The 22355-nt window shown below is 69.4% G+C and carries 35 protein-coding genes; 5 read left to right on the top strand and 30 right to left on the bottom strand.

Annotated features, from left to right (window positions below; all coding sequences use genetic code 11):
• Positions 1-61: 61 nt before the first annotated feature.
• The gene (gene eccB, locus CLV68_RS06600) at positions 62-1696 is read right to left on the bottom strand and encodes a type VII secretion protein EccB (protein WP_121389605.1); all 1635 of its coding nucleotides are present in this window, start codon (positions 1694-1696) and stop codon (positions 62-64) included.
• A gap of 498 nt (positions 1697-2194) precedes the next feature.
• Here eccB and eccE point away from each other — a divergent pair, with 498 nt between their 5' ends.
• The 5 genes from eccE (at position 2195) to CLV68_RS06570 (ending at position 6595) form a co-directional block, all read left to right on the top strand.
• Entirely contained in the window at positions 2195-3379 is a 1185-nt protein-coding gene (gene eccE, locus CLV68_RS06590) for a type VII secretion protein EccE (RefSeq protein WP_121389604.1), read from the top strand.
• Positions 3376-3690, top strand: a complete 315-nt coding sequence (locus tag CLV68_RS06585; RefSeq protein ID WP_121389603.1) for a hypothetical protein — start codon at positions 3376-3378, stop codon at positions 3688-3690. Before eccE ends, CLV68_RS06585 begins: the two co-directional genes overlap by 4 nt.
• The gene (locus CLV68_RS35575) at positions 3687-3809 is read left to right on the top strand and encodes a hypothetical protein (RefSeq protein ID WP_281274634.1); all 123 of its coding nucleotides are present in this window, start codon (positions 3687-3689) and stop codon (positions 3807-3809) included. The genes CLV68_RS06585 and CLV68_RS35575 overlap by 4 nt, the downstream gene beginning before the upstream one ends.
• A complete protein-coding gene (locus CLV68_RS06580) occupies positions 3806-4534 on the top strand; it encodes a hypothetical protein (protein ID WP_121389602.1) in 729 nt (242 codons plus the stop codon). The genes CLV68_RS35575 and CLV68_RS06580 overlap by 4 nt, the downstream gene beginning before the upstream one ends.
• 414 nt (positions 4535-4948) lie before the next feature.
• Positions 4949-6595 carry a S8 family peptidase gene (locus CLV68_RS06570; protein ID WP_121389601.1) on the top strand — a complete coding sequence of 549 codons (1647 nt, stop codon included), beginning with the start codon at positions 4949-4951 and terminating at the stop codon, positions 6593-6595.
• Positions 6596-6695: 100 nt separating this feature from the next.
• Here the strand turns inward: CLV68_RS06570 and truA are convergent, their stop codons facing one another.
• From truA to rpsS, 29 genes are all read right to left on the bottom strand, one after another.
• Positions 6696-7469, bottom strand: coding sequence for a tRNA pseudouridine(38-40) synthase TruA (gene truA, locus CLV68_RS06565; RefSeq protein ID WP_246009846.1), 774 nt, complete (start codon positions 7467-7469; stop codon positions 6696-6698).
• Positions 7470-7537: 68 nt separating this feature from the next.
• Positions 7538-8095 (bottom strand): 50S ribosomal protein L17, encoded by a 558-nt coding sequence (gene rplQ, locus CLV68_RS06560; RefSeq protein WP_121389600.1) that lies wholly within the window; start codon positions 8093-8095, stop codon positions 7538-7540.
• Between the two features lie 46 nt (positions 8096-8141).
• Positions 8142-9191 (bottom strand): DNA-directed RNA polymerase subunit alpha, encoded by a 1050-nt coding sequence (locus CLV68_RS06555; RefSeq protein ID WP_092777705.1) that lies wholly within the window; start codon positions 9189-9191, stop codon positions 8142-8144.
• Between the two features lie 123 nt (positions 9192-9314).
• Entirely contained in the window at positions 9315-9920 is a 606-nt protein-coding gene (gene rpsD, locus CLV68_RS06550; RefSeq protein WP_121389599.1) for a 30S ribosomal protein S4, read from the bottom strand.
• Positions 9921-9943: 23 nt separating this feature from the next.
• On the bottom strand, positions 9944-10351 hold the full coding sequence (gene rpsK / locus CLV68_RS06545) for a 30S ribosomal protein S11 (RefSeq protein WP_121389598.1): 408 nt from the start codon (positions 10349-10351) through the stop codon (positions 9944-9946).
• A 15-nt stretch (positions 10352-10366) separates the two neighbouring features.
• Complete coding sequence (locus CLV68_RS06540) at positions 10367-10549, bottom strand: hypothetical protein (RefSeq protein ID WP_121389597.1); 183 nt, start codon at positions 10547-10549, stop codon at positions 10367-10369.
• Entirely contained in the window at positions 10546-10926 is a 381-nt protein-coding gene (gene rpsM, locus CLV68_RS06535) for a 30S ribosomal protein S13 (RefSeq protein ID WP_121389596.1), read from the bottom strand. Before rpsM ends, CLV68_RS06540 begins: the two co-directional genes overlap by 4 nt.
• Positions 10927-11104: 178 nt before the next feature.
• Entirely contained in the window at positions 11105-11218 is a 114-nt protein-coding gene (gene rpmJ, locus CLV68_RS06530) for a 50S ribosomal protein L36 (RefSeq protein WP_018682809.1), read from the bottom strand.
• A 79-nt stretch (positions 11219-11297) separates the two neighbouring features.
• On the bottom strand, positions 11298-11519 hold the full coding sequence (gene infA, locus CLV68_RS06525; RefSeq protein ID WP_005166804.1) for a translation initiation factor IF-1: 222 nt from the start codon (positions 11517-11519) through the stop codon (positions 11298-11300).
• 181 nt (positions 11520-11700) lie between these two features.
• Positions 11701-12471 carry a type I methionyl aminopeptidase gene (gene map, locus CLV68_RS06520; RefSeq protein ID WP_121391005.1) on the bottom strand — a complete coding sequence of 257 codons (771 nt, stop codon included), beginning with the start codon at positions 12469-12471 and terminating at the stop codon, positions 11701-11703.
• 53 nt (positions 12472-12524) lie between these two features.
• The gene (locus CLV68_RS06515; RefSeq protein WP_121389595.1) at positions 12525-13079 is read right to left on the bottom strand and encodes an adenylate kinase; all 555 of its coding nucleotides are present in this window, start codon (positions 13077-13079) and stop codon (positions 12525-12527) included.
• Complete coding sequence (gene secY / locus CLV68_RS06510) at positions 13076-14377, bottom strand: preprotein translocase subunit SecY (RefSeq protein ID WP_121389594.1); 1302 nt, start codon at positions 14375-14377, stop codon at positions 13076-13078. Before secY ends, CLV68_RS06515 begins: the two co-directional genes overlap by 4 nt.
• A gap of 207 nt (positions 14378-14584) precedes the next feature.
• Positions 14585-15199 (bottom strand): LysE family translocator, encoded by a 615-nt coding sequence (locus CLV68_RS06505; protein ID WP_121389593.1) that lies wholly within the window; start codon positions 15197-15199, stop codon positions 14585-14587.
• A 288-nt stretch (positions 15200-15487) separates the two neighbouring features.
• Positions 15488-15940, bottom strand: a complete 453-nt coding sequence (gene rplO, locus CLV68_RS06500; RefSeq protein WP_121389592.1) for a 50S ribosomal protein L15 — start codon at positions 15938-15940, stop codon at positions 15488-15490.
• A complete protein-coding gene (rpmD, locus tag CLV68_RS06495) occupies positions 15937-16119 on the bottom strand; it encodes a 50S ribosomal protein L30 (protein WP_092778305.1) in 183 nt (60 codons plus the stop codon). The genes rplO and rpmD overlap by 4 nt, the downstream gene beginning before the upstream one ends.
• Positions 16120-16124: 5 nt before the next feature.
• Entirely contained in the window at positions 16125-16790 is a 666-nt protein-coding gene (gene rpsE, locus CLV68_RS06490; protein WP_092777689.1) for a 30S ribosomal protein S5, read from the bottom strand.
• A 31-nt stretch (positions 16791-16821) separates the two neighbouring features.
• Complete coding sequence (gene rplR / locus CLV68_RS06485) at positions 16822-17223, bottom strand: 50S ribosomal protein L18 (RefSeq protein ID WP_170224137.1); 402 nt, start codon at positions 17221-17223, stop codon at positions 16822-16824.
• A 2-nt stretch (positions 17224-17225) separates the two neighbouring features.
• A complete protein-coding gene (rplF, locus tag CLV68_RS06480; protein WP_121389590.1) occupies positions 17226-17765 on the bottom strand; it encodes a 50S ribosomal protein L6 in 540 nt (179 codons plus the stop codon).
• Positions 17766-17777: 12 nt separating this feature from the next.
• Positions 17778-18176 carry a 30S ribosomal protein S8 gene (gene rpsH / locus CLV68_RS06475; protein WP_121389589.1) on the bottom strand — a complete coding sequence of 133 codons (399 nt, stop codon included), beginning with the start codon at positions 18174-18176 and terminating at the stop codon, positions 17778-17780.
• 120 nt (positions 18177-18296) lie between these two features.
• A complete protein-coding gene (locus tag CLV68_RS06470; protein ID WP_035279543.1) occupies positions 18297-18482 on the bottom strand; it encodes a type Z 30S ribosomal protein S14 in 186 nt (61 codons plus the stop codon).
• Between the two features lie 3 nt (positions 18483-18485).
• A complete protein-coding gene (gene rplE / locus CLV68_RS06465) occupies positions 18486-19049 on the bottom strand; it encodes a 50S ribosomal protein L5 (RefSeq protein WP_121389588.1) in 564 nt (187 codons plus the stop codon).
• 2 nt (positions 19050-19051) lie between these two features.
• Positions 19052-19369 (bottom strand): 50S ribosomal protein L24, encoded by a 318-nt coding sequence (gene rplX / locus CLV68_RS06460; protein WP_121389587.1) that lies wholly within the window; start codon positions 19367-19369, stop codon positions 19052-19054.
• A gap of 1 nt (position 19370) precedes the next feature.
• Entirely contained in the window at positions 19371-19739 is a 369-nt protein-coding gene (rplN, locus tag CLV68_RS06455) for a 50S ribosomal protein L14 (RefSeq protein WP_018682823.1), read from the bottom strand.
• Positions 19740-19810: 71 nt separating this feature from the next.
• A complete protein-coding gene (gene rpsQ, locus CLV68_RS06450) occupies positions 19811-20101 on the bottom strand; it encodes a 30S ribosomal protein S17 (RefSeq protein ID WP_121389586.1) in 291 nt (96 codons plus the stop codon).
• Positions 20098-20343: a 50S ribosomal protein L29 gene (rpmC, locus tag CLV68_RS06445; protein WP_121389585.1), complete on the bottom strand. Its 246-nt coding sequence runs from the start codon at positions 20341-20343 to the stop codon at positions 20098-20100. Before rpmC ends, rpsQ begins: the two co-directional genes overlap by 4 nt.
• Entirely contained in the window at positions 20343-20762 is a 420-nt protein-coding gene (gene rplP, locus CLV68_RS06440; RefSeq protein WP_092777673.1) for a 50S ribosomal protein L16, read from the bottom strand. Before rplP ends, rpmC begins: the two co-directional genes overlap by 1 nt.
• A 3-nt stretch (positions 20763-20765) precedes the next feature.
• Positions 20766-21593: a 30S ribosomal protein S3 gene (rpsC, locus tag CLV68_RS06435; RefSeq protein ID WP_121389584.1), complete on the bottom strand. Its 828-nt coding sequence runs from the start codon at positions 21591-21593 to the stop codon at positions 20766-20768.
• Positions 21594-22022: a 50S ribosomal protein L22 gene (gene rplV / locus CLV68_RS06430; protein ID WP_092777669.1), complete on the bottom strand. Its 429-nt coding sequence runs from the start codon at positions 22020-22022 to the stop codon at positions 21594-21596.
• Between the two features lie 50 nt (positions 22023-22072).
• A complete protein-coding gene (rpsS, locus tag CLV68_RS06425) occupies positions 22073-22354 on the bottom strand; it encodes a 30S ribosomal protein S19 (protein WP_092777667.1) in 282 nt (93 codons plus the stop codon).
• Between the last annotated feature and the right edge of the window lies 1 nt (position 22355).

Below are 22355 nucleotides of genomic sequence, written 5' to 3'. Positions count from 1 at the left end.
CGAGTCCGGTGCCGGTTCGACGTCGATGCTCCCCGCTCGGTTCCCGGCTGGGAAGGGGGATCTAGGGCGTCGCGGGCGGTTGCTGGGTCGCTGGGGGCAGCGGCGCCGGGGTCGTCGACGGGAACTGGCCCGCCCCGACCGGCACCGTGTCGTAGGTCTGGAGCACGTCGCGGGTGTTGAGCGAGGCACCGTTGGGCAGCAGCCGCACGATGGCGTCCGGCGCGGGCAGTTGGGTGGCGAGGCCGAGCGCGGCGGCGGTGCGCTGGTCCGGGATGCCGAACTTCACGCCGCGGTCGGAGATCAGGTAGATCGGGCCGGTGGCGAAGTCCTGCCGGGAGGTGGCGCCGCGCACGACGGCGGCGCGACCGGGCGGCATGTAGAAGTAGTCGAGCCGCTGGCCGTCGGCGCTGGGCGTGCTGATCCGCACGGACGCGGCCTTGCCGGTCTGGCTGCGCGGCAGCGGCAGGTCCTTGCCGATGTGCACCTTGGTGTGCTGGTCGGCCGACGGCCCGTCACCGACGATGGTCCAGCCGAGGCAGGCGACCGGGTAGTTCACCGGGCTGAGCACCTCGGGCACCACCTCGGGGAAGGTCTTGTCCTCGATGCCCTGCTTGGCGGACACGGTCGGGATCTGGTCCGGGCGCACCTTGGTGATCGCCGCGCCGCCCTCGGTGGTGGTGAACCGGATCAGGTCGGCGGTGGTCTTCTTGATCTGCTGCACGCCGTCGACGAGCACCACGTAGTAGTCGGTCCGCCCGGCGCGCTCGACCTGCACGACCGAGCCGACCGGCAGCCCGTTCATGTCGACCTGACCGCGCTCGCCCCGGTTGGGGATGGTCGGCGGGGTCAGCTCGGGCGCCTCGGGGATCGCGTTGAGCAGGCCGGTGGTGATCTGGCGCACCGACCCCTCCGACAGCGAGAGCGCGGCGAGGATGTTGCCCTTGCTCATGTCCACCTTGGCGCGCACGGTGCCCGCGTTCTTGATGTTGGCCGTCGGCGGCGTCCGGTAGACCAGGTAGGTGTCCTTGGTCGCCGACTTGACCAGCAGCGCCTCGGTGAGGGCGAGCTCGGGACCCAGGTCGCGCACCCCGCCTGCCACCGTCGTCTCGATCTTGTTGTCGGCGGCCGGGTTGTTCAGGCTCTGCTCGAGCTTGTACTCGTCGCACACCGCCCAGTCGCCGCTGACCCGCTGCGCGGCCTCGGGCAGCAACTGCGGGCCGTCCTGGATGCCGGTGAGCCGGTCGCGCGGGATGTCGACCAGCTTGTCGTCCGGGATGACCTCGGCCTGCACGGCCTCGGTGGTGCCACCGGCGTCGGTCTGGCTGCCGGGTTGGCCCTGCGCACCCGGGTTGGTGCGGGCCAGCAGCAGGAGCCTGGCCGAGGCGAGGTTGAAGGTGGGGATGAGCACCTTCCCCTTCTCGGTGTTGGTGAGCAGCACGTACACCGAGCCCGAGGGCTTGGCGATGATGATCCCGGACTCGCTGGGCAGCTTCGGCGCCGGGCTGAGCAGCCCGTAGACCAGGAAGCCGACCATGCCGACCGCGGCGATGCAGACGCCGACGATGGTGGCCCTGCTGTGCGTGCGCATCGGGTCGTGCAGCATGACCGCGTCCTTGCGCACCAGGGCGGACTGCATCCGCCGCAGCACGAAGCGGTACGCCTGGACCTGGGACTTGGTAGTCGGTGTTGATGGCATTCTCGGCCTGCTGCTCTCCCCGTCGCGGTACGGTTCCGCAGGATAGCCGTACGGTGTCGGCCGGACGCGGGTCTCCGGCAAACCTGTGGACAACTCGCGCGGTGGCCGGAACGAGGGGAAGAGAACGAGCGGATGTCGGTGAGCACGTCTGGACGGCACGGCCGCACGCCACCCCCTGGTCAGCCCCCCCGCCCCGGTGGCATGCCGCCGGGACCGGGTGGTCCCGGCCGCCCGCCTGGCCCCCCGCCCGGTCCCCCGCCGGGCGCCCAGCCGCCGGGACCGCCGCCTGCCGCAGGCCCCCCGCCCGGGGCCAAGCCGCCGGGTCCGCCCGGGGGGCAGCCGGGTGGTCAGCCACCGGCCGGTCCGCCTGGTGGTCCGCCGCCTGGGCAGGTTCCTGGTGGGCAGGTCCCCGGTGGGCAGCCCGCGCAACCGGCCAAGCCAGCGACCCGGGTCGCCGCGCGGCGGCGCAACCGGGGGGCGAGCCTCGGCGCGCTGCCGGTGGCGAACCTGGTGGTGCTCGAGGTGGGCGTGGCGATCGGGTTGGTGCTGCTGGCGATCTCGACCACGCTGGTCTACGTCGCGATCGGGGTCGCCGCGGTGGCGCTCGTGGTGGCATTCCTGCGGTGGCGCGGCCGGTGGTTCACCCAGTGGGTCGGGGTGACCGTCCGCTACTCGGTCCGTTCGCACACGCGGGTCAGCAAGCCGGCCGCGCCGGTCAGCATCGAGGAGTTGGCCGCCGCCGACGGTTCCGCGGTGACCGGGCCGGACGACCCGAGGGTCAGCCTGCTGCGGTTGGCGGTGCCGGACCTGGTCGTCGCGCACGGGGTCGACCACGAGCGCAGGCCGCTGGGCATGGCCTGGCACGAGGGCACCTGGACCGCGGTGCTGCTGGTGGACCCGGCGCCCGCGCTGGTCAGCCAGGTCGGGTCGACGCCGAGCCTGCCGCTCGGCGCGCTGGCGCCCTGCCTGGAGGACCGCGGTGTGGTGCTCGACGCGATCCAGGTCATCTGGCACTGCTACCCCGGGAGCGCGTCGCTCCCCCCCAACTCCCCCGCCCTGGCGTCGTACCTGGAGGTGCTCGGCCCGCTGTCGGCCGCCGCGCGCCGCACCACGTGGGTCGCGGTGCGGCTGGACCCGAGGCGCTGCCCGGCGGCGGTTCGTGAACGCGGCGGCGGTGTCGTCGGCGCGCACCGGGCGTTGATCGGCGCGCTGTCGCGGGTCCGCAACGCCCTGGAGTCACGCGGCGTACCGACCCGCCCGCTCGACCCGGACGAGCTGCTCAAGGCGGGCATCGCCTCCGCGGAGCTGACGGCCGTCGCGGGCTCGAACACCCCGGTCGGACTGCGGGAGCGCTGGACCGGCGTCACCGCGGCGGGCATCGGCCACGCGAGCTACGCGATCACCGGCTGGCCCCAGGGCAAGGCGGCCACCAGCCTCAACGCCCTCACCGGCGTCCGCGCCCTCTCCGCCACCGTCGCCATGTCCATCGCCCCCGGCGCCGACGAGGGCCAGGTCGGCCTGCGCGGCCTGGTCCGGGTCAGCGCCAGAACCCCGGACGAACTCAGCCACGCCGACGAACGCCTCAACGCCATCTCCGACCGCCTCGGCATCACTCTGACCCCACTGCGCGGCCTCCAGGTCGCGGGCCTGGCCGCCACCTTGCCGCTGGGAGGGCAGGCATGAGCTCGAGTCGGTTGCTCGACACCAAGAACAACGCCGAACCTCGCGGCACGCTCACCCCGCCGCGCGGCCTCCAGGTCGCGGGCCTCACCGCCACACTCCCGCTGGAGAGAGCAGGCACGAGGCCGAGCCACCTACTCGACACCAGGAACGATGCCGGACGTCGCGGCCCTCACCTGGTCAGCGCGGATACGCACGACGGCGCCACGCCACTCGACCCCATCTCCGATCGCCTCGGCATTGCCTTTACGCCACTGCGCGGCCTCCAGGTCGCCAGCCTCGCCGCCACACTCCCACTGGGAGGGCAGGCATGAGTTCGAGTCGGCTGCTCGACACCAGGAACAACGCCGGACCTCGGGGCACGCTCACCCCGCTGCGCGGCCTCCAGGTCGCGGGCCTGGCCGCCACCTTGCCGCTGGGAGGGCAGGCATGAGCTCGAGTCGGTTGCTCGACACCAAGGGTGGGGCCGGGGGGATCGCGCCGGAGTTCTTGGTTTCGCCGGAGATGTTGGACGCGGTCAGTCCGTCCGGGGACCGGGGCGGGATGGTGCTGGGGTCGGGGTTGCAGGGTGAGCCGCTGACGATCTCGGCGTTGCGGCCCGCGCCTACCAGGATCGTGCTGGTGGGTGGGTTGTACCTGGCCAGGCAGGTCGCGTTGCGGGCGATGGCGGTGGGGGCGTGGGTGGTGGTCGCCACCGGGCGGCCCGCGGCGTGGCAGGTGTTGCAGAAGGCGGCGGGGGCCGGGCCGGACGGGCGGCAGGCGCCGCTGGTGCAGATCCGCAGGCTCAGCCCGGTCGAGCTGCCCCGACCGTCGGAGGACAGCCCGCTGCTGGTGGTGCACGACGGTGGTCCGACGCCGCAGGAGCTGTTCCCGCCGCGGTCGCCGTGGCAGACCACGGTGTACGTGCTGCCCTACATGCACCCGCAGGCCGGGGCGACCGCCAACGCGGCCGACCTGGTGCTGCTGCAGCGCCTCCCGGTCGGGCAGGCGCAACTCGCGGCCAGGGTGTGGCGGTTGCCGCCGCCGATGGTCCAGCAGCTGACCACGCTCGCCGACGACCAGGTGGTGGCGCTCGGCCGCAACCTGTGGCGGCCGCTGCGCCTGGTCACCACCCCCCAGGAACAGCAGATCCTCGGCCCGGTCCGCCGCGGCGACTGAGGTCACACCGGGAGCGTTCCGGTAAGCGGACGGTAATCGCCCGGGTGCGTCCCGTGCCTTTTCCGGCCCTTTTCCCGGCGCTACTGTCCCGCTACCGTCGCGCACCGGTTCCGAATACGAACACCCGGTGTCCTTGAGCAGCGACCCACGGCGTCCATCACACTCTCCGCAATCGCGACTCCTCAGAAGTGGCCCCGATCGGCCGAACTGACAGACCCGAGCGGAGTTCACGGGTAACCGAGAGCTCCGTGACTGTCGGTCTCAGGCACACGAACGGGTCGGTTCCCACCTTCGTGCAGCGAGACCACTGGGGTGGGAAAGGCGTCGTTTCCGCGCGCCGGTTCTCTCCTCGGTGGCCGTTGTGGCGAAAGGGGCCGGGCCGCACGGTGTTCCTCCTGTAAAGGAGTCCAAGGAATGGGTATGTCTCGCGCCGCACGGATGCGGCGAATCGGCGGAGTCGGCCTCGCGGTCACCGCGACCGTCGCTACCGCGGCCATTGGTTTCAGCCTCTCGCACTCGGCGACCGCGGCGGAGGGCCCGATCCTGGGCGCCGACAAGCCGACCGCCATCGCGGGCAGCTACATCGTCGTCCTCAAGGACGGGGTGTCCGCCCAGGCGGCCACCTCGACCTCGGACGGCATCACCCAGAAGTTCGGCGGCACCATCAAGCAGCGCTTCTCCCAGACGGTGAAGGGCTACTCGGCGAAGATGACCGAGCAGCAGGCCAAGCGCACCGCGGCCGACCCGTCGGTCGCCTACGTCGAGGCCGACCAGAAGGTCGCCGCGACCGTCGACCAGCTGACCCCGCCGTCGTGGGGCCTCGACCGCGTCGACCAGGCCGCGCTGCCGCTGAACAACAAGTACACCTACGCCACCACCGCGTCGAACGTGAACGTCTACGTCATCGACACCGGCATCAACCTGACCCACGCCGACTTCGGCGGCCGCGCGGTCAGCGGCATCGACAAGGTCGACAACGACAACAACGCCACCGACTGCAACGGCCACGGCACGCACGTGGCGGGCACCATCGGCGGCTCCACCTACGGCGTCGCCAAGGCCGCCAAGCTGATCGGCGTCCGCGTGCTGGACTGCAACGGCTCCGGCAGCACCTCCGGCGTCATCGCCGGTGTCGACTGGGTGACCGCGAACCGGGTCAAGCCCGCTGTGGCGAACATGAGCCTCGGCGGCGCCGCCTCCACCGCGCTCGACCAGGCCGTGCAGCGCTCGATCGCCGCTGGCGTCACCTTCGCGGTGGCCGGTGGCAACTCCAACGCCAACGCGTGCAGCTACTCCCCGGCCCGCGTGCCGGAGGCGATCACCGTCGGCGCCACCACCAAGACCGACGCGCGTGCCAGCTTCTCCAACTACGGCACCTGCACCGACATCTTCGCCCCGGGTGAGGGCATCACCTCGGCGTGGATCGGCGGCACCACCGCCAAGAACACCATCAGCGGCACCTCGATGGCCTCCCCGCACGTCGCGGGTGTGGCCGCGCTGTACCTGGCGACCAACCCGAACGCCACCCCGGCCCAGGTCGCCACCGCCCTGCTCGGCGCGGCCGCCACCGGCAAGGTCACCAACGAGGGCGCCGGTTCGCCGAACAAGCTCCTGCAGGTCGTGGCGGCCCCCACCACCACGCCGACCCCCACCCCGACCCCGACGCCCACCCCGACCCCGACGCCCACCCCCACCCCGACGCCGACCCCGGTCGGCTGCGCGGCGGTCACCGCGGCAGGCAAGGTCAACATCCCGGACATGGGCGCTGCCGTGACCAGCCAGGTCACCGTCAACTGCACCGGGAAGGCCGACGTGGCCAGCAAGGTCACCGTCGACGTCATCCACACCTACCGCGGTGACATCAGCATCGACCTCATCGCGCCGGACGGCACCACCTACCGCCTGAAGAACACCTCGACCAGCGACTCCGCGGACAACATCAAGGAGACCTACACGGTCAACCTGTCCGCGAAGAACGCCGCGGGCATCTGGAAGCTCTCGGTCAAGGACGGCTACAAGGCCGACGTCGGCTACCTGAACAGCTGGACCCTCGACGTCTGAGCTGATCGCTAGGCACTGCTGAACGACCGAGAACCCCCGGGGCGACAGGGAAGTCGCCCCGGGGGTTCTCGCCGTGCCATATTCGTCCACAAGGGACTGTCTACAGTGTCCGAACCCGCCGGGTCTGCTCGGCGCGGGCGGCGAGTTCGTCGTCCGGGGGGTAGTCGACGGCGATCAGGGCGAGGCCGTGGGCGGGGGCGACGGTGATGGCGCTGGGGCGTTCGGTGGCGGTGAGCATGGACGCGGGCCAGTCGACGGGTTTGCGGCCTTCACCGACGGCCAGGAGGGCGCCGACGAGGCTGCGGACCATCGAGTGGCAGAAGGCGTCCGCCGAGACCCAGGCGACCAGGGTGCCGTCGTCCTCGCGGGTCCACTCCAGGCGCTGGAGTTCGCGGATGGTGGTGGCGCCCGCGCGGCGCTTGCAGAAGGCGACGAAGTCGTGTTCGCCCGCCAGCATGGCGGACGCCGCGTTGAGCAGGTCCAGGTCCAGCGGCCGGGGCCAGGTGACGACGTGGTTGCGGCGCAAGGGATCCGCGCGCCACTGGGCGTCGCACACGCGGTAGGCGTAGTGCCTGCGCAGCGCGCCGAAGCGGGCGTCGAACTCCGGTGGGACGACCCGGGCGCCGGTCACCCGGACGTCGGCGGGCAACGCGCGCGCCAGCCGGAAGACCAACTCCTGCGGCTGGACGTCCGCGGGGACGTCGACGTGCGCGACCTGCCCCGTGGCGTGCACACCGGCGTCGGTGCGACCGGCGACCGTCAGCCGGACCTTGCGCCGCAGCACGTGGAAGAGCGACTCCTCCAGGACCCCGCACACCGTGCGGCGCTCCGGCTGGACCGCCCACCCGGAGAAGTCGGCCCCGTCGTAGGCGATGTCGAGCCGAACGCGGACGAGCCCGCCGGTCCCAGTGGGTTCGGCGGGCTCGTCGTGGTGCTGAGCTGTCAGGACTTGTCCTCGGCCTTGTCCTCGGACTTGTCCGAGGTGGTCTCGGGGGCCTCGGTGCTGGCCTCGGTGTCGGTCGCCTCGGGGGCGTCCTCGACCTTGTCCTCGACCGTGGTCTCCTCGGCCTTGGGCGCCTCGTCCTTCTTGGCGTCCTTGGCGAACTTGGTCTTGCGCGCGGCCTCGGCCTCGGCGGTGACCGTCTTCTCCTGGATCAGTTCGATCACGGCCATCGGGGCGTTGTCGCCCTTGCGCGGCATGGTCTTGGTGATCCGGGTGTAGCCACCGTTGCGGTCGCTGAAGAACGGGCCGATCTCGGTGCACAGGCGCTGCACGACGTCCTTGTCGCGGATCACCTTCATGATCTCGCGGCGGTTGTGCAGGTCACCGACCTTCGCCTTGGTGATGAGCTTCTCGGCGTAGGGGCGCAACCGCTTCGCCTTGGCCTCGGTGGTGGTGATCCGGCCGTGCTCGAACAGCGCGGTGGCCAGGTTGGCCAGCAGCAGCCGCTCGTGAGCCGGACCGCCGCCGAGGCGGGCGCCCTTGGTTGGGGTGGGCATTGCTTGCTCCTTGGGGAAATCCGCTGCTCACGAAGTCCAGTCAGGACTAGAGCTGCTCGGTCTCTGCGTAGTCCTGGCCGTCATCGGTGCCGGTGTCCGGGCTGTCGGTCCACGTGTCCGCGGCGAAGTCGGTCGCGGCCGCGGTCGGGTCGAACCCGGGCGGGCTGTCCTTGAGCGCCAGGCCCAGACCGACGAGCTTCATCTTGACCTCGTCGATGGACTTGGCACCGAAGTTGCGGATGTCCAGCAGGTCCGCCTCGCTGCGCGAGACGAGCTCGCCAACGGTGTGGATGCCCTCGCGCTTGAGGCAGTTGTACGAGCGCACGGTGAGGTCGAGGTCCTCGATCGGCATCGCGTAGGCGGCGATGGTGTCCGCCTCCTGCGGCGACGGGCCGATCTCGATGCCCTCCGCGTCGATGTTGAGCTCGCGGGCGAGCCCGAACAGCTCGACCAGCGTCTTGCCCGCGGAGGCGACGGCGTCGCGCGGGGTGATCGACGGCTTGGTCTCGACGTCGAGGATCAGCTTGTCGAAGTCGGTGCGCTGCTCGACGCGGGTGGCCTCGACCTTGTAGGTGACCTTGAGGACCGGGGAGTAGATCGAGTCGACCGGGATCCGGCCGATCTCCGCGCCCGCCTGCTTGTTCTGCACAGCGGGGACGTAGCCGCGACCGCGCTCGACGACGAGCTCGATCTCCAGCTTGCCCTTGCTGTTCAGGGTCGCGATGTGCAGGTCGGGGTTGTGCACCGTGACGCCGGCGGGCGGCACGATGTCACCGGCGGTGACCTCACCGGGGCCCTGCTTGCGCAGGTACATCGTCACCGGCTCGTCCTCCTCCGAGGAGACGACGAGCTCCTTGAGGTTGAGGATGATGTCGGTGACGTCCTCCTTGACCCCCGGCACGGTGGTGAACTCGTGCAGCACCCCGTCGATGCGGATGCTGGTGACCGAGGCACCGGGGATCGAGGACAACAGGGTCCGCCGCAGCGAGTTGCCCAGGGTGTAACCGAAACCTGGCTCGAGCGGCTCGATGACGAAGCGGGAGCGGGTCTCGTTGACCGGCTCCTCGGCGAGGCCAGGACGCTGTGAGATGAGCACTTCTGAGTTCTTCCTTCCCGGGGCGCCCGCTATTTGACGCCGGTGGTGACTGGGACGGCCGCGGTACCCGGGTGGGTACCGCGGCCGGGGCGGCGGCACTCGGCGCCACCGCCCCCGAACGGCCTACTTCGAGTAGTACTCGACGATGAGCTGTTCCTGGACCGGGACGTCGATCTGCGCGCGCTCGGGCAGCTGGTGCACGAGGATGCGCAGGGTCGACGGGACGACCTGCAACCAGCCCGGGATCGGGCGGTCGCCGTGGGCCTCCTTGGCCGCGACGAACGGCAGGGTGGGCAACGACTTCGGCTTCACGTCGATGATGTCGAACTTCGACACCTTGAAGCTGGGGATGTTGACCTTCTTGCCGTTCACGATGAAGTGCCCGTGGCTGACCAGCTGGCGGGCCTGGCGGCGGGTGCGGGCCAGACCTGCGCGGTAGACCACGTTGTCGAGCCGGGACTCGAGCAGCTGGAGCAGGACCTCACCGGTCTTGCCCTGGCGGCGCGCGGCGGTCTCGTAGTAGCGGCGGAACTGCCGCTCCAGGATCCCGTAGGTGTAGCGCGCCTTCTGCTTCTCCTGCAGCTGCTGCAGGTACTCGGTGTCCTTGCTCCGACCGCGGCCGTGCTGGCCGGGCGGGTAGGGACGGCGCTCGAACGCCTGGTCGCCGCCGACGAGGTCGACCTTGAGGCGCCGCGAGATACGGGTGGCTGGGCCGGTGTAACGTGCCATTTCTTTCTAGTCCTCCCCGTTCCTCAGACCCGGCGCCGCTTGGGCGGGCGGCAGCCGTTGTGCGGCTGAGGCGTCACGTCCTGGATGGTGCCGACCTCGAGGCCCGCCGCCTGCAGCGAGCGGATCGCGGTCTCCCGGCCGGAGCCGGGGCCCTTCACGAACACGTCGACCTTCTTCATGCCGTGCTCGGCCGCCTTGCGGGCGGCGCTCTCGGCTGCCATCTGCGCGGCGAAGGGCGTGGACTTGCGCGAGCCCTTGAAGCCGACGTGACCGGAGGACGCCCAGGCGATCACGGCGCCGGTCGGGTCGGTGATGGAGACGATCGTGTTGTTGAACGTGCTCTTGATGTGGGCGTGCCCATGCGAGACGTTCTTCTTTTCCTTGCGCCGGACCTTCTTGACTCCGGCGCCGGTACGCGACTTCGGTGGCATGTCTGCGGGTTTCTCCTAGCTGGTGCGCGAGGTGGTGATCTCAGGAGCTGCGTTGCGGATGATTGATCCGGCGTCCGTGTAGAGCTCGCGCAGTGCTGCCGGGCGGGCGCACCTGGGCGCGACGGTGAGGGCCATGAAGGCCCGACCCCGCCGCCGTTGGGGAACGACGGCGGCCACGGTCTCGCAGCTCTTGGTCACTTCTTTCCGGCCTTCTTCTTGCCGGCGACGGTCTTCTTCGGCCCCTTGCGGGTACGGGCGTTGGTCTTCGTCCGCTGGCCGCGGACGGGAAGACCGCGGCGCCACCGCAGACCCTCGTAGCAGCCGATCTCGATCTTGCGTCGGATGTCGGCCTGCACCTCGCGGCGGAGGTCACCCTCGACCTTGAAGTTGGTCTCGATGTATTCCCGGAGCCGGACGACGTCCTCATCGGACAGGTCCTTGGCCCGCAGGTCCGGGCTGATCCCGGTGGCGGTCAGCAGCTCCTTGGAGCGGGTCCGACCGATACCGAAGATGTAGGTCAGCGCGATCTCCATCCGCTTCTCGCGGGGGAGGTCTACGCCTGCGACACGTGCCATTCTGGCGGTATCTCCTCGTCAGTGATCCCCAGGTCTTCTCCCGCACCGCCCTGGGTGGCTTACCCAGGCCCCGGCCTGGAGTCCGGGGGTGAGTCAGGTCCGAGTGACCCGACAGGTGGCGGGAGGTCCTCTTCCTTGCTGTCGCGTAGCTCGGCGACCGGCTAGGCGGTGAGCGTGCTCAGCCCTGGCGCTGCTTGTGGCGCAGGTTCTCGCAGATCACCATGACCCGGCCGTGGCGGCGGATCACCTTGCACTTGTCGCAGATCTTCTTGACGCTCGGGTTGACCTTCACGTCTGTCTTCTCCTGCTTCGGCCGCGTGCCCCCGTGCGGGGGCACCGATAGTGGCTTCCCGGCTGGTCGGCCGGGAACGTCACTTGTAGCGGTAGACGATGCGGCCGCGGGACAGGTCGTAGGGCGACAGCTCTACGACAACCCGGTCCTCGGGCAGGATGCGGATGTAGTGCTGCCGCATCTTGCCGCTGATGTGTGCCAGCACCTTGTGGCCGTTCTCCAACTCGACGCGGAACATCGCGTTGGGGAGTGGCTCGACCACGCGGCCTTCGACCTCGATGGCCCCGTCCTTCTTGCCCATGTCCTCCGCGTTTCGTGACGGTGGGTGTAGCTTCGGCTTACCGCCGGACGCACGGGGTGGCCAGAACGACCCCCACCCGGGTGACACGCACGACGGAATCGGCGCAATACAGCGCCAGCGGTCAAGTGTACGCGCGTGGGGAGACCGGCCCCAAATCGGGGGGTATCGGCCGGGGGACGACCTACTCGGGAGCGGTCAGCACCCAGGGGCCGTCGTCGGTGACCGCGACGGTGTGCTCCCAGTGCGCGGCGCGCGAGCCGTCCGCGGTGACCACGGTCCAGCCGTCCTCGAGCTCGACGGTCTCCTCGACGCCCAGGGTGAGCATCGGTTCGATGGCGATCGCCATCCCGACGCGCAGCCGGGGGCCCTTGCCGGGCTTGCCGTAGTTGGGCAGGAACGGGTCCATGTGCATGGCGCTGCCGATGCCGTGGCCGCCGTACTCGCGCACGATGCCGTACTGGCGACCGTGCGCTCGCTCGCTCGCGTGAACCGAGGTCTCGATGGCGTGGGAGATGTCGGTGAGCCGGGCACCCGGGGTGACCGCGGCGATACCCGCGCGCATGGCGTCGCGGGTGGCGTCCGAGAGCGCCTGCTCGGCGTCGGTGACCGACCCGACGAACAGCGTCACCGCCGAGTCGCCGTGCCAGTCGTCGAGGATGGCGCCGCAGTCGACGGAGATGAGGTCGCCGTCGGCCAGCACCTGCCCGCGCGAGGGGATGCCGTGCACGATCTGCTCGTTGACCGAGGCGCAGATGCTGGCCGGGAAGCCGTGGTAGCCCTTGAACGAGGGCACCGCCCCGGCGTCGCGGATGGTCTGCTCGGCGAGCTCGTCGAGTTCGGCGGTGCTGACCCCGGCCTTGGCCGCCTCGGCGACCGCGGCCAGGGCGCTGGCCACCACCAGGCCCGCGGCGCGCATGGCGTCGAGCTGGGCCGGTGTCTTGATCTCGATCATCCGCGACTTCCAGGACGCGATGGTGAGCCGGAGACCGCCGAGCAGACCACCGGTCACGTCCGGTCGCGCAGCGCCGAGAGCACGCGCTCGGTGATGTCGCCGACCTCGCCGACGGCGTCGACGGTGATCACCGAGTCGCCGTAGTAGCTCAGCAGCGGCGCGGTCTCGGAGCGGTAGATCTCCTGGCGGCGGCGGATGACGTCCTCGTTGTCGTCGGTGCGGCCCCTGGCCAGCAGCCGCTTGACCACGACGTCCTCGTCGACCTTGAACTCCACCACCGCGTCGATCGCCTGGCCGGTGCTGCTCAGGATCTTGCCGAGCACCTCGGCCTGGCCGACGTTGCGCGGGAACCCGTCGAGCAGGAAGCCCGCCCGCGCGTCCGGCTCGTCGAGCCGCTCGCGGACCATCTCGTTGGTGACCTCGTCCGGCACGAGCTGACCGGAGTCCAGGTACCGCCGGACGTCCTGGCCGAGCTCGGTGTTGTTCGCGATGTGCGCCCGGAACAGGTCCCCGGTGGAGATGTGCGGTACACCGAGCTGCTCGCTCAGCGCTGTCGCCTGGGTGCCCTTGCCCGCTCCGGGCGGTCCAACGAGAACAACACGCGTCACTTGAGGAACCCTTCGTAGTTGCGCTGCATCAACTGGCTCTCGATCTGCTTCACCGTGTCAAGGCCGACGCCCACCATGATGAGCACGGCGGTACCGCCGAACGGGAAGTTCTGGTTCTGGCCTTGACCGGTGACTTCGAGGAAGAAGTTCGGCAGCACCGCGATGATGCCGAGGTAGATCGAGCCGGGGAGCGTGATGCGGCTCAACACGAAGCTCAAGTACTCGGAGGTCGGGCGGCCCGGGCGGATGCCGGGGATGAACCCGCCGAACTTCTTCATCTCGTCAGCACGCTCGTTCACGTTGAACGTGATGGTGATGTAGAAGTAGGTGAAGAAGATGATCAGCGCGAAGTAGATGCCGATGTGCACCCAGCTGGCCTGGTTCACGATGTGGTCGGCGATGAAGCGCTGCCACGCCGAGCTGTCCTGGCCGACCAGCCGGGAGATCAGGTCCGGCAGGTAGAGCAGCGAGGACGCGAAGATCACCGGGATGACACCGGCCTGGTTGACCTTCAGCGGCAGGTAGGTCGAGGTGCCGCCGTACATCCGGCGACCGATCATGCGCTTGGCGTACTGCACCGGGATGCGGCGCTGGCCCTGCTCGATGAACACGACGCTGGCGATGATCAGCAGGCCGAACACGCAGACGATGGCGAAGACCACGCCGCCGTTCTGCTTGAGGATGTTCATGCCCTCGGACGGGATGCGCGCGGCGATGTTGACGAACATCAGCAGCGACATGCCGTTGCCGATGCCGCGCTCGGTGATCAGCTCACCGAACCACATGATCAGCGCGGTGCCCGCGGTCATGGTGATCACCACGACGGACAGCGTGAAGATGTTGCTGTTCGGGATGATGTCGTCCGGGCAGTTGCCGAACAGCTGCTTGCGGTCGGCCATCGCGACGATGCCGGTCGCCTGCAGCACGGCCAGCGCGATGGTGAGGTAGCGGGTGTACTGCGTGAGCTTGCCCTGGCCCGCCTGGCCTTCCTTCTTCAGCTGCTCGAAGCGGGGGATCACCACCGTCAACAGCTGGATGATGATGCTCGCGGTGATGTAGGGCATGATGCCCAGCGCGAACACCGACAACTGGAGCAGGGCTCCGCCGCTGAACAGGTTCAGCAGGCCGTAGATGCCGCTGTTGTCGACGAGGTCGAGGCACTTCTGCACGTTCGGGTAGGACACGCCCGGCGACGGCAGCAAGGCACCGATCCGGTAGACCACGATGATCCCGAGCGTGAAAAGGATCTTACGGCGCAAGTCCGGCGTCGCGAGAGCCGAGCGGAAGGCGCTGAACACGCAAGAACCTCCTCGGCGTCACCGGCAGCTCATTACCGGTGAACGGCTGAACCGGCTTTGCGCCGGCGGGTACAGGGTCGGCCTGCCAGGTATTGGCAGGCCAGGGGCGCTCCGGGGCAACTGACCTCGAAGCGTGCTCTCGACTCTAACAGCACGCCCGTGGCCTCCAGCACCCCGAGGTACCGAGATCCTGCCGGACAACGGGCTTCAGCGGGGTGACGTGGCTAACAGCGCGGCCATTCCGAGCAGGATGACGCCGGTTCCCTGGTCCAACCGCCGGTGCGCGCGCCTGCTCATCCGCACCGCCCGCACCACCGCGCCCACCCCGACGTAGATGCTCCCGGCGACCAGTTCGGCCAGCAGGTAGAGCGCGCCGAGCAGCAGGACCTGGACGGTCACCGGCCCGCGGTCGGGCTCGACGAACTGCGGCACGAACGCGGTGAAGATCAGCACCGCCTTGGGGTTGGTCACCGCGACCAGGAACTCCTTGCGCGCCAGGCTGATCAGGTTCGGCGCGACCGGTTCCTCCGGCGCCTCTTCCGCTACCTGCCTGGTCAGCAGGATCCTCGCGCCCAGGTAGACCAGGTAGGCCACACCCGCCCACTTGACGGCGGTGAGCGCGATCTCGGAGGCGGCGAGCAGGCTGCCCAGCCCGGCCGCCACCGCCGTGATCAGCAGCGCGAACCCGGTCAGCCGCCCGAACAGCGCGGTGACCCCGCGGGCCGGGCCGTAGCGCATGCCGTGGTGCATGCCGAGGAGGTTGTTCGCCCCTGGCGTCATGGCCACCAGGAACGCCGCACCGAGGAACACGAGGACCCACATGGCGGAGTCCTATCATCCGATGGTTGCCCCGGCCAAGGGCTTAAACCGGGAAATCACCAGAGTTGCCCGGTCGCCGGTCGTCCACACCGGACCGGAGCTGTCCACAGATCGAGCCGAGGTGTCCACAGTCCGGAGCGGGTTGTCCACAGGCGGCGACCGAGTACTCCCGCCCCGGCGCCGCCCGCTGGAAGAATCGATTCGGGGGCTGCTCGACTCGGGGCTGTTCGGCACCGGAGACGCCGAAGGGCCCCGGACGCGTGGTCCGGGGCCCTTCGGGAAGAGCAGTGCTTACGCGCTCGCCAGGGTGGCGGTGCCACCGGCGGCGGTCAGCTTCTCCGACGCGGAGCCGGAGAACTTGTCCGCCGTGACGTTGAGCTTGACGCCGTTGACGTCACCGTTGCCCAGGACCTTGACCAGCGAGCCCTTGCGGACCAGACCGGCGTGGACCAGGTCGGCGATGCTGACGTCGCCGCCGTCGGGGAACGACGTGGCGACGTCACCGACGTTGACGACCTGGTACTCGACCCGGAAGCGGTTCTTGAAGCCCTTGAGCTTCGGCAGCCGCATCTGGATCGGCATCTGGCCGCCCTCGAAGCGCGCGGGGACGTTCTTGCGCGCCTTGGTGCCCTTGGTGCCTCGACCAGCGGTCTTGCCCTTGGAGCCCTCACCACGACCGACACGGGTCTTGGCCTTGTTGGCGCCAGCGGCTGGCCGCAGGTGGTGGATCTTGATGGCCATCAGTCGACCTCCTCGACGGTGACGAGGTGGCGGACGGTGTGGATGAGGCCGCGCACCTCTGGCGTGTCCTCGCGCACGGTGAACTGCCGGATCTTGCGCAGTCCGAGCGTGCGGAGGGACTCACGGTGGTTGCGCTTGGTGCCGATGGAGCTGCGCACCTGCGTGACCTTCAGCTGTGCCATCGTCGTCACGCCCCCGTCCCGGCGGTGGCCGCGGCGGCGCGGGCACGGAGCATGCCAGCGGGTGCCACGTCCTCCAGCGGCAGGCCGCGGCGGGCCGCGACCTCCTCCGGGCGCTGCAGGCCGCGCAGTGCGGCCATGGTCGCGTGGACGATGTTGATGGCGTTGTCGCTACCCAGCGACTTCGACAGCACGTCGTGCACGCCCGCGCACTCCAGGACGGCGCGGACCGGGCCACCGGCGATGACGCCGGTACCGGCACTGGCCGGGCGCAGGAGCACCACGCCAGCCGCCTTCTCACCCTGGATCGGGTGCGGGATGGTGCCGCCGATGCGGGGGACGCGGAAGAAGTTCTTCTTCGCCTCCTCGACACCCTTCGCGATCGCGGCGGGCACCTCCTTGGCCTTGCCGTAGCCGACACCGACCATGCCGTCGCCGTCGCCGACCACGACCAGGGCGGTGAAGCTGAAGCGACGACCGCCCTTCACGACCTTGGCGACCCGGTTGATGGCGACCACGCGCTCGAGGTGCGGGGTCTTCTCCGCGGCGGCACCGCGGCCGCCACCGTCGCGCCGGTCGCGCCGGTCGCGGCGCTCACCGCGGTCGTTGCCGCCCTGGCCGCCGCCGGGGCCGCCCTGGCCCTGGCCGCCGAACTGCCGCGTACGTCCCGGCATCAGGCGTTCCTTCCCTTGTGCAGAACCATCATCAGAACTCCAGCCCCGCTTCGCGGGCCGAGTCGGCCAGCGACGCGATCCGGCCGGTGTACTTGTTGCCGCCCCGGTCGAAGACGACCTTGGCGATGCCAGCGGCCTTGGCGCGGTCGGCGAGCAGAGCGCCCACCTTGGCCGCGCGGGCCTTCTTGTCGCCATCGACCGAGCGGACATCGGCTTCCAGACTGGACGCACTGACCAGAGTGTGCCCAGCGAGGTCGTCGATGACCTGCGCGGTGATGTGCCTCGCCGACCGGTGCACGACCAGGCGCGGGCGCTCGACGGTGCCCGCGACCTTCTTGCGGAGCCGGAAGTGCCTGCGGGTCTTGGAGACGCGGCGCCGGGTGGAGATGTCCTTGCCCACCGGCTTGCGCTTGGTGACTGTGGAGTCGCTCATGATCACTTACCCGTCTTTCCGACCTTGCGGCGGATCTTCTCGCCCGCGTACCGCACGCCCTTGCCCTTGTACGGGTCGGGCTTGCGCAGCTTGCGGATGTTGGCCGCGACCTCGCCGACGCGCTGCTTGTCGATGCCGGAGACGGAGAACTTGGTCGGGCTCTCCACCACGAAGGTGATGCCGTCTGGGGCGGTGACCTTGACCGGGTGGCTGTAGCCGAGCGCGAACTCCAAGTCGGAGCCCTTGGCCACGACGCGGTAACCGACGCCGTGGATCTCCATCTTCTTCTCGTAACCGGCGGTGACGCCGATCACGACGTTGTTGACCAGCGAGCGGGTCAGGCCGTGCAGGGCCCGGTTCTGCCGCTCGTCGTTGGGCCGGGTGACCTGGAGGGTGCCGTCCTCGGCGCGCTCCACGGTGATCGGCTCGGACACGTTCAGCGCCAGGGTGCCCTTGGGGCCCTTCACGCTGAGGCTCTGTCCCTCGATGGTGACGTCAACCCCGGCTGGGACGGGGATCGGAAGCCTTCCGATGCGAGACATTCTGTTTCCCCCTTACCAGACGTACGCGAGGACTTCGCCGCCCACGCCCTGCTTACCGGCTTGGCGCTCGGTCAGCAGGCCGCCGGACGTGGAGATGATGGCCACGCCGAGGCCGCCGAGGACCTTGGGCAGGTTGGTCGACTTCGCGTACACCCGCAGGCCGGGCTTGGACACCCGTCGCAGACCGGCGATGCTCCGCTCGCGGTTCGGGCCGTACTTCAGCTCGACGACGAGGTTCTTGCCCTTCTCGCCGTCTTCGTCGCGGTAGCCCGCGATGTAGCCCTCGCGCTTGAGGATCTCGGCGATGTTCGCCTTGAGCTTGCTGTGCGGCAGCACGACGGCGTCGTGGTACGCCGAGTTGGCATTGCGCAGACGAGTCAAGAAGTCTGCGATCGGGTCGGTCATCGTCATGGTGACCTGTCAACCTTTCTCGCCGGGGTTCCCAGGGGAGGGCCTACGGCGAACTGGGGGATACAAGCCGGTGAGGCACCACTGGGCCACTCCCGATCAGGAGTGGCCCGAGTGGTTCTCTTACCAGCTGGACTTGCTCACGCCGGGGAGTTCACCGCGGTGCGCCATCTGCCGCAGGCAGATCCGGCACAGCCCGAACTTGCGGAACACCGAGTGCGGGCGACCGCACCGGTTGCACCTGGTGTAGGCGCGGACCGCGAACTTGGGCTTGCGGGCTGCCTTGGCGACCAGAGCCTTCTTAGCCATGGATCACTGCTCCTTGAAGGGGAAGCCCAGGTGCTTGAGCAGCGCCCGGCCCTCCTCGTCGTTGGTCGCGGTGGTCACGATGGTGATGTCCATGCCGCGCTGCCGGTCGATGGAGTCGGGGTCGATCTCGTGGAACATGGACTGCTCGTTGAGACCGAAGGTGTAGTTGCCGTTGCCGTCGAACTGCTTGCCCGAGAGGCCGCGGAAGTCGCGGATACGGGGCAGTGCGATCGTCAGCAGGCGGTCGAGGAACTCCCACATGCGGTCGCCGCGCAGCGTCACGCGCGCGCCGATCGGCATGCCCTCGCGCAGCTTGAACTGCGCGATGGACTTGCGGGCCTTGCGGACCTCGGGCTTCTGGCCGGTGATGGTGGCCAGGTCGCGGACCGCGCCCTCGATGAGCTTGCCGTCGCGGGCGGCGTCGCCGACACCCATGTTGACGACGACCTTCACCACGCCGGGGATCTGCATGATGTTCGAGTAGTCGAACTCGCCCCGCAGGGTGGTGACGATCTCCTCGCGGTAGCGGGTCTTGAGCCGCGGGATGACCTTCTCAGTGGTAGTCATGATCAGATCTCCTTCCCGTTGCCCTTGCCGCGGGCCACGCGGACCTTGCGGCCGTCGTCGTTGAACGCGTACCCGACCCGGACGGCCTTGCCGTCGGCCACCAGCATGACGTTGCTGACGTGGATCGGGGCTTCCTGGGTCACGATGCCGCCGGACTGCGCGCCCCGCTGGGTCTGCGAGATCCGGGTGTGCTTCTTGATCCGGTTGACGCCTTCGACGAGGACCTTGCTCGTGGTCGGGTAGGCCTGGATGACCTTGCCCTTCGCGCCCTTGTCCTTGCCGGAGATCACCACGACGGTGTCACCCTTTTTGATCTTCATGTCAGAGCACCTCCGGTGCGAGCGAGATGATCTTCATGAACTTCTTGTCGCGCAGCTCGCGGCCCACCGGGCCGAAGATGCGGGTCCCGCGGGGCTCGCCCTCGTTCTTGATGAGGACGGCCGCGTTCTCGTCGAAGCGGATGTAGGAACCGTCCGGACGGCGACGCTCCTTGACGGTGCGGACGATGACCGCCTTGACGACGTCACCCTTCTTCACACCGGCACCGGGGATCGCGTCCTTGACGGTGGCGACGATGATGTCGCCGATACCCGCGTAGCGGCGGCCGGAGCCACCGAGAACACGGATGCAAAGGATTTCCTTCGCACCGGTGTTGTCGGCGACGCGCAGCCGCGACTCCTGCTGGATCACGTGCTCAACTCCCTGACCATTCGTGGCCTGCCAGATTTCCGACCTGACAGGCTCGGCCTAGCTGTCTTCCCTTACTTGGCCTTCTCGAGGATCTGCACCAGCCGCCAGCGCTTGGTCGCCGACAGCGGGCGGGTCTCCATCAGCAGGACCCGGTCACCGACACCCGCGGTGTTCGCCTCGTCGTGCGCCTTCACCTTGGTGGTGGAGCGCAGGACCTTGGCGTAGCGCGGGTGCTTCTTGCGGTCCTCGAGCGCGACGACGATGGTCTTGTCCATCTTGTCGGACACGACCAGGCCCTCGCGGACCTTGCGGTTGTTGCGCACGTCGGTCGCGGTCTCGGTCACGGTCTCGTTCTCGCTCATGCAGCACCTTCATTGCTGGTCGCGGCCGGGGACGCCGAGAGGCCGAGCTCGCGCTCGCGCATCACGGTGTAGACCCGGGCGATGTCCTGCCGGACGACCCGCAGCCTGCGGTTGTTGTCCAGCTGCCCGGTGGCCATCTGGAAGCGGAGGTTGAACAGCTCCTCCTTGGCCTCCCGCAGCCGCAGCACCAGCTCCTCGTCGGTCAGCTCGCGCAGGTCCGAGGACGTGGTTCCCGCCGCCATCAGAAGTCACCACCCTCACGCGTGACGATCCGGCACTTCATCGGGAGCTTGTGGATGGCGCGACGCAGCGCCTCGCGCGCGACCTGCTCGTTCGGGAAGCTCATCTCGAAGACGACGCGACCCGGCTTGACGTTGGCCACCCAGTACTCCGGGGAGCCCTTGCCGGAACCCATGCGGGTCTCGGCGGGCTTCTTGGTCAGCGGGCGGTCCGGGAAGATGTTGATCCACACCTTGCCACCACGGCGGATGTGCCGGTTGATGGCGATACGAGCGGACTCGATCTGCCGGTTGGTCACGTAAGCGGGCTCCAGCGCCTGGATGCCGAACTCGCCGAAGGTGACCTTGGTTCCGCCCTTGGCCGCACCGGCCCGCTTGGGGTGGTGCTGCTTGCGGTGCTTGACCCTGCGCGGGATCAGCATGGGTCAGCCCTCCCCGTTACCCGCGGAGCTCGACGCAGCGTCGGACTCCGACTTCGTCTGCGCCTCGGCGGCGGCACGCCCCGCCTCGGTGCTGGTGGCAGTGGTGCCGGTGGCACCGGAGCGCCGAGCGCGGTTCGGGCGCTCGCGGCGCGGCTCGCGCCGGGAGTCCGGCGCGGCCGAGCGGGTGTCGGACTCGCGACGACCGCCGACGACCTCGCCCTTGTAGATCCACACCTTGACGCCGATGCGGCCGAAGGTGGTGCGGGCCTCGAAGAAGCCGTAGTCGATGTCGGCGCGCAGCGTGTGCAGCGGGACGCGACCCTCGCGGTAGTGCTCGGAGCGCGACATCTCGGCGCCACCGAGGCGGCCACCGCACTGCACCCGGATGCCCTTGACCTGCGGGGAGCGCATGGCCGACTGGATGGCCTTGCGCATCGCGCGGCGGAAGGACACCCGGTTGGACAGCTGCTCAGCGGTCACCTGGGCGACCAGCTGCGCGTCGGCCTCGGGGTTCTTGACCTCGAGGATGTTGAGCTGCACCTGCTTCTTGGTGAGCTTCTCCAGCTCGCCGCGGATCCGGTCGGCCTCGGCGCCGCGGCGACCGATGACGATGCCCGGGCGGGCGGTGTGGATGTCGACGCGGACCCGGTCCCGGGTGCGCTCGATCTCCACGCGGGAGATGCCCGCGCGCTCCATGCCCTTGGACAGCAGCTTGCGGATCTTCACGTCCTCAGCGACGTACTCCGCGTACTGCTTGTCCGCGTACCAGCGCGACCGCCAATCGGTGGTGATGCCGAGTCGGAAGCCGTGCGGGTTGATCTTCTGCCCCATCTAGCGGGCACCACCCTTCGTGCTCGTCCGGCGCTTGGGCGCCTGCTTGGCCACCACCGGACGCGACTCCACCTCGACCGTGATGTGGCTCGTGCGCTTGCGGATCCGGTACGCCCGCCCCTGGGCGCGCGGCCGGAACCGCTTCAGCGTCGGGCCCTCGTCCACGTACGCCACGGCCACCCACAGGGTGTCGGGGTCGAGGTTGAGGTTGTTCTCTGCGTTGGCGACGGCGCTCGCGAGCACCTTGGCCACCGGGTCGCTGGCTGCCTGCGGCGCGAACCGGAGCACGGCCAGGGCCTCGCTGGCGCTACGTCCCCTGATGAGCTCGACGACGCGGCGCACCTTCATCGGCGTGGCGCGAACGTAGCGAGCCCGTGCCACGGCGCGCGGAAACTCTTCCTGCGCCTCGGCATCGTTACGGGCGTTCATCGCTGCTTCCCTTGCTCTCTTCTAGCTTGCTCTGGTGATCGAGCCGCCGACTAGCGGCGACGGGCCTTGCGGTCGTCCTTGATGTGGCCCTTGAAGGTGCGGGTCGGGGCGAACTCGCCCAGCTTGTGCCCCACCATGGCCTCGGAGACGAACACCGGGACGTGCTTGCGGCCGTCGTGCACCGCGATCGTGTGCCCCAGCATGTCGGGGATGATCGTGGAGCGACGGGACCAGGTCTTGATGACGGTCTTCTTGCCGGACTCGTTGAGCACGTCCACCTTCTTGAGCAGGTGGTCGTCCACGAACGGGCCCTTCTTCAGGCTGCGTGGCATT

This window comes from Actinokineospora cianjurensis (assembly GCF_003663795.1).
Lineage (GTDB): Bacteria > Actinomycetota > Actinomycetes > Mycobacteriales > Pseudonocardiaceae > Actinokineospora > Actinokineospora terrae.
The sequence above is the reverse complement of the archived record's forward strand: the minus strand, read 5'-3'. Positions and strand labels throughout refer to the sequence as shown.